Annotated in this window: 6 protein-coding genes; 2 read left to right on the top strand and 4 right to left on the bottom strand. The window is 60.0% G+C overall.

Annotation, left to right across the window (positions count from 1 at the left end):
- Positions 1–1,918, bottom strand: a 1,918-nt coding sequence (gene acs / locus RMO57_RS18975) for an acetate--CoA ligase (protein WP_310389323.1), incomplete at its 3' end; no start/stop codon positions are given.
- Positions 1,919–2,102: 184 nt separating this feature from the next.
- Between acs and RMO57_RS18970 the strand changes: the two genes are divergently transcribed.
- Entirely contained in the window at positions 2,103–2,744 is a 642-nt protein-coding gene (locus RMO57_RS18970; RefSeq protein ID WP_310389320.1) for a TIGR00645 family protein, read from the top strand.
- A gap of 15 nt (positions 2,745–2,759) precedes the next feature.
- Positions 2,760–3,836: a calcium/sodium antiporter gene (locus tag RMO57_RS18965; protein WP_310389318.1), complete on the top strand. Its 1,077-nt coding sequence runs from the start codon at positions 2,760–2,762 to the stop codon at positions 3,834–3,836.
- Here the strand turns inward: RMO57_RS18965 and RMO57_RS18960 are convergent.
- The 3 genes from RMO57_RS18960 to RMO57_RS18950 form a co-directional block, all read right to left on the bottom strand.
- Positions 3,826–4,020, bottom strand: a complete 195-nt coding sequence (locus RMO57_RS18960) for a monovalent cation/H(+) antiporter subunit G (RefSeq protein WP_310389316.1) — start codon at positions 4,018–4,020, stop codon at positions 3,826–3,828. The two genes, RMO57_RS18965 and RMO57_RS18960, sit on opposite strands and share 11 nt — an antisense overlap.
- 463 nt (positions 4,021–4,483) lie before the next feature.
- Complete coding sequence (locus RMO57_RS18955) at positions 4,484–5,299, bottom strand: hypothetical protein (protein ID WP_310389314.1); 816 nt, start codon at positions 5,297–5,299, stop codon at positions 4,484–4,486.
- Positions 5,300–5,518: 219 nt separating this feature from the next.
- Positions 5,519–5,819: nucleotidyl transferase AbiEii/AbiGii toxin family protein (locus tag RMO57_RS18950; protein ID WP_310389313.1), on the bottom strand; the 301-nt coding region annotated here is incomplete at its 5' end.

Raw genomic sequence — 5,819 nt, 5'->3', positions numbered from 1 at the left:
CCCGTCCTCGCCCCGAAGGAATCGCGGCCGGCCACATCCCCGGCCCCAAGAGCCGGCGCATGATCTTGCCGGAGCGGGTCTTAGGTAGGTTGTCACCAAAACGAATGTCCTTGGGCTTGGCAATCGGGCCGATTTCCTTGGCCACCCAGGCCCGCAACTGGTTGGCAATCGCCTTCGCTTCATCACCGGTCGGGCGCGAACGCTTGAGCACCACAAAAGCACAAATCGCCTCACCCGTGGTGTCGTCGGGCCGACCCACCACCGCAGCCTCGGCGACCAACTCGGTGCAGCTGACCAGCGCCGACTCGATTTCCATCGTGCCCATGCGGTGACCCGACACGTTCAAGACATCATCAATGCGGCCGGTAATCGTGAAGTAGCCCGTTTCGGCATCGCGGATCGCGCCGTCACCGGCCAAGTAGTAACCCTTCAACTCCTCGGGGTAGTAGCTCTTCTTGAAACGCTCGGGGTCGTTGTAAATGGTCCGGATCATCGACGGCCAAGGCTTCTTGACGACCAGAATTCCGCCCTGCCCGTTCGGCACATCATTGCCCATCTCGTCAACGATGGCCGCCGTGATACCGGGGAATGGCAGCGTGCAAGAACCCGGCACCAAGGGCGTACAACCCGGCAGTGGCGTGATCATGTGGCCGCCGGTTTCGGTCTGCCAGAAGGTGTCGACAATCGGGCAGCGCCCGCCGCCAATATGCTTGTGATACCACTCCCAGGCTGCGGGGTTGATGGGCTCGCCGACCGAACCCAGCAGGCGCAGACTGCTCAAATCATAACGATCGGGATGCACGGCGGCATTGCCTTCGGCCGCCTTGATCAGCGAGCGGATCGCCGTCGGCGCGGTGTAGAAAATCGTCACCTTGTGTTTCTCAATCGTCTGCCAGAAGCGGCCGGCGTCTGGATAGGTCGGCACGCCCTCGAAGACGATCTCGGTGCCGCCCAGCGCCAACGGGCCATAGGTGATGTAGCTGTGGCCGGTGACCCAACCGATATCGGCGGTGCACCAAAACACATCACTTTCTTGCAAGTCAAAGGTCCACTTCGTCGTCAGCGCCGCGTGCAGCAAATAGCCGCCGCTGGCATGCTGGACGCCCTTGGGCTTGCCGGTCGAGCCCGAGGTGTAGAGCAAGAACAGCGGATGCTCGGCCTCGACCCACTCGGGCTCGCAGATCAAAGACTTGCCGGCCAGTTCCTCATGCAACCAATGGTCGCGGCCCTCGACCCAACCGATCTTGCCGCCGGTGCGCTGATAGACGATCACGTCCTTTAGCGTTGGGCACACGCCGCCGTCCAGCGCTTCATCGACGATGGCCTTCAGCGGCAGCGCCTTGCCACCGCGCAACTGTTCGTCGGCGGTGATCACCATCACGGCGCCGGCGTCCTGCACCCGGTCACGCAGGCTCTGTGCCGAGAAGCCGCCGAACACCACCGAGTGGATCGCGCCGATGCGGGCGCAGGCCTGCATCGCCACCACGCCTTCGACCGACATCGACATATAGATGACGACCCGGTCACCCTTCTTGACGCCGCGTGCTTTGAGCACATTGGCCAGCTGCGCCACGCGTCCCAGCAAGTCGCTGTAGGTGACCTTGCTTGACGAGCCGTCATCGGCCTCAAAAATGATCGCCACCTTGTCACCCAGGCCGCGCTCGACATTGCGGTCCAGGCAGTTGTAGGAGACATTCAGCCGGCCATCCTCAAACCACTTGAAAAACGGCGCGCCGCTGTCGTTCAGCACTTGCGTGAACGGGGTCTGCCAAGTCACAAACTCACGCGCCAAACGTCCCCAATAGGCCTGGTAATCGGCCTCGGCCTCATCGACCAGGGCTTGATAGCCGGCCATACCCTTGACATTGGCCTGTGCAGCCCAAGCAGCGCTGGGCAGATAAAGTTCGTTCTGACTCATGATGTGTTTCCTCTGACAGGAGCGGATTACAAGAAGGATTCAATTCGGACGACCGAACACTACTGTGCGTCTTGTCTCTGACTAACGACTTACTCTAACGTGGTGCGTCTGCAGCTTGGTACTGAATCTTCACTGCAGAGCAATAGAATCGCGCTCAAATCCGCCACCCCCCCGAGAAAACCCGATGAGCAGCACACCCCACAAATCGACCCGCTTGATGCGCCCCTTGTCCAACCTGATTTTTGCCAGCCGCTGGCTGCAAGTGCCGCTGTATCTGGGCTTGATCCTGGCCCAAGGCGTCTACGTGTTTCAGTTCTGGACCGAGTTGGTGCATTTGATCGAGGCCGCTTTCGGCAACACCGAGGCGCTCAATATTCTGGTCAAGAGCATCGGCTATCAGGCGGTCGCCATCAAGGACGCGGCCGGTGCCGTGATCGGCTATGAGCCCATCGCCAAGCTGAATGAAACAATTCTGATGCTGGTGGTGCTGGGCCTGATCGACGTGGTGATGATCTCCAACCTGCTGATCATGGTGATCGTCGGCGGCTACGAAACCTTTGTCTCGCGCATGGGCCTGGAGGACCACCCCGACCAGCCCGAATGGCTGAGCCACGTCAACGCCTCGGTGCTGAAGGTCAAGCTGGCCACGGCCATCATCGGCATCTCGTCGATCCACTTGCTGAAGACCTTCATCAATGCCGAAAACTATTCAGAAAAAACGCTGATGTGGCAGACCGTGATTCACTTCACCTTCTTGCTCTCGGCCTTGGCGATTGCCTATACCGACAAATTGCTCAGCGGCCCTAGCAATAGCAAGACCCACTAAGAAGCTTGACGCCTGATGTTGACGCTAGCGCTCTTTTTGATCGGGCTGATCGCCTTGGTCAGCGGCGCCGAGTTGCTGGTGCGCGGCGCCAGCAAACTGGCTTTATCGGCGGGCATCTCGCCCTTGGTGGTGGGCTTGACCGTAGTGTCGATGGGCACCAGCGCGCCCGAGGTCGCCGTCTCGATCGGCGCGGCACTGGACGGCCTGCCCGACCTGGCCATCGGCAATGTGGTCGGCAGCAATATCTTCAACGTGCTGTTCATTTTGGGCATCTCGGCCCTGATCGTGCCGTTGACCGTGCATGCGCAAGTGATTCGCCAAGAAGTGCCGGTGATGATCGGTGCGTCGCTGCTGCTACTGGCAGTGGCTTGGGACGGCCGGCTGAGCTTCAACGATGGCCTCCTGATGATGGCCCTGTTTATCGCCTACACCGTCTTGCTGGTGCGGCAGTCGCGCCGCGAGTCTAAAGAAACGCAAGCCGAGTTCACCGAAGAAATGCCTGCCGAAGCCAACTGGGACAAGCATTGGGGCGTGCAGGTGTTGCTGATCGCCGTCGGCTTGGGGCTGCTGGTGCTGGGCTCCAATTGGCTGGTGGGTGCGGCCATCACGGTGGCCAAGAGCCTGGGCGTTAGCGATCTGGTGATTGGGCTGACGATTGTGGCGGCCGGCACCTCCATGCCCGAGGTCGCCACGTCCATCATGGCGGCGATCCGAGGCCAGCGCGATATCGCCATTGGCAATGTCGTGGGCAGCAATATCTTCAACATCCTGGGCTGCTTGGGTCTGACCGCGCTGATCTCGCCGGCCGGCATTCCGGTGGCCGCTTCGGTGCTGAACTTCGACATCTGGGTGATGCTGGCGGTGGCGCTGGCCTGCCTGCCGGTGATGCTCAGCGGGCGCGAAATCGCACGCTGGGAGGGTGTCGTCTTCATCGGCTATTACATCGCCTACACCGCGTACTTGATCTTGATGAGCCAGGAGCATGCCGCGCTGCCGGTGTTCAGCAACGTGATGCTGATGTTCTTTCTGCCGCTGACCGTGGTGACGCTGATTGCCAGCTTGCTTCGCAAGCCGGCCAGCATCAAGGCCTGATGCGATTCAAGGCCGCGGCTGCCCCGGCCTTGGAAGGCAGGCGCAAATGCAGTGCCGCTTCGGCCAGCAAATTGGCCGCCACCGGCGCGGTGATGAACAAGAACAGCGTGATCAACAGTTCATGCAGACCGAATTGCTGCTTCGTCCAGTGATCGCTGCAACGCTTATCGAGGGTTTGGCTCAACGGGCGGCCCCAGGTGGCGGTCTTTTGGGCTTGCTACGGGCACTTTGCTGACGATCGAACCCATCTCGTGTTGATGCCAAGCAGCCAAGGCGTTATGGATGCGCTAGCGGCTGTCCATTCGAGCTGCTGGCTCGGTGCGGGCGGAGCAATTCAAGCGCGGCCAAGTGTCGCCAGAGTCCGCCTGAATGCTGTCGGGCTTCTGTCATAACTTAGGCTACGAGCTGATTCAGTCAGACAGCCTCGCGTTCGAGCGCCTGCTCCGGGCACGGAACTGCCTCGCGGCTCAGTGCCGCCGATAGGGTGGACTTGGTGTCCTCGGCCAGTTCGCCGGTATGCCACAAAGCTGCTATTCGTTGGGTGAACGCTTGCCAGCCTAGACATGCTTTCCGGGCACGATCCATGTTGATGGGCAAGGATGTCTCATTAAGTCGTTGAATTTAATCCCCGGCCGGCGCCGATAAGCTCAGTTCAAGGACTGATCCCCGGTCCGACCCAGGAACTCAAGCGGTTCCGCGTCCAGCGCACGAAGCGCCTCGGTCAGAGCTTGTTGCTCCGTCTCAAAAGGCTCATCCCAGACATGGGAGGCATTTTCTGCGTCAACGATCTCTAGGATCCATCCCCCATGCCCATCGCCGTAAATCTCAACATCCACCGTCACACCGTTTCGAGTAACGGTCTGGCTGAGCGGCGAGTTCAGGAAATAGAGTTCTGAATCTGCGTCGTCTTCGCTTGCGCCTTGCATGTCGTCATAGGGTGCCGCCGCCGCAAATTTTCTGGACATCATCGCGGCCGTCTTCTCCCCGTGTTGGCCGCTAGACAGCCTTGCTCGTTTGCACGATTGCACCGCCTTGTTGATCTGCTCATCGGCAACGATGGTCATACGCTGGAAGTTCTGCAGCAAGGCCTTGAGCTCTTGATCAGGCGCTAGCTGCGCCGGATCTGCCAGCAGTTCGGACGCGCCGACGAACATCTCGTACAACTGAGCCAATGCCACCACGGCATCGTGTGCCTTTTGCGGCAGCACCATCTCATCGTCGGGTCCAAGAAGGCCATCTACAAAACCCTTGAGTTCCTGGGCCCGCATTTCTGCCAAGCCATGCAGGGCTTGTTGTGAGGCGGTCACCTCGAACCGTGTCAGCTTGAACGGCTTGCGGGAGCTCTGGTGCTCAGAGAGCCGATTCCACAAACCGTTCATCAGCACGTTCATCACATCATCCATCTCTTCCGCGGAGCCGAACACAGGCAATTCGCCGCCCCAAGCTTGCATCAAAGGCGCCATGGGCGAGACCTCCAGGCCAGGGCCGGCGATGTGACCCAGCATCAGCGTTCGCAGGGCGTGCAATGCTGTTGGGCAGCGATACCGCGTCAAGATATCTTGGACTTCTTCGTCGAGTGCCGCACCAGAATGTGCGGGCGGTCTAGGTGCATTCATCGATGGGGGTTTGCAATAGAAGTTTGGGCGGCCACTTTGGCGCCTGATCTGCCGGGCTTCACAATGTCACAACGACATCAAGAACTCTAGCGCTGACTCAGCCGCCTGCTCGTAGCTGGGCTGGTAATCCAGTACATCAATGGCCTCGAATTGTGCTTTCAAGACTGACTTGCGCTGATCCACTTGTTGCAAGAAGGCTTCCCGGTGCCGTAACAAATAGGGATGCGCCGTCGCCAACGCCCCTGGCTCTCGTTCGATGACTAGCGCCAGATCAAAGAGGTCTCGCGCGGTGGCCCGGTCGCCACGGTGCCAGAGCTTTTTGGCCACGATCTCCGCAGAAGTTTCGACCTTGATCTCGCGGCCGAGC

Source organism: Roseateles sp. (assembly GCF_031397715.1).
Taxonomy (GTDB): domain Bacteria; phylum Pseudomonadota; class Gammaproteobacteria; order Burkholderiales; family Burkholderiaceae_C; genus Paucibacter_A.
This window is presented reverse-complemented; position numbering and strand designations above follow the sequence as displayed.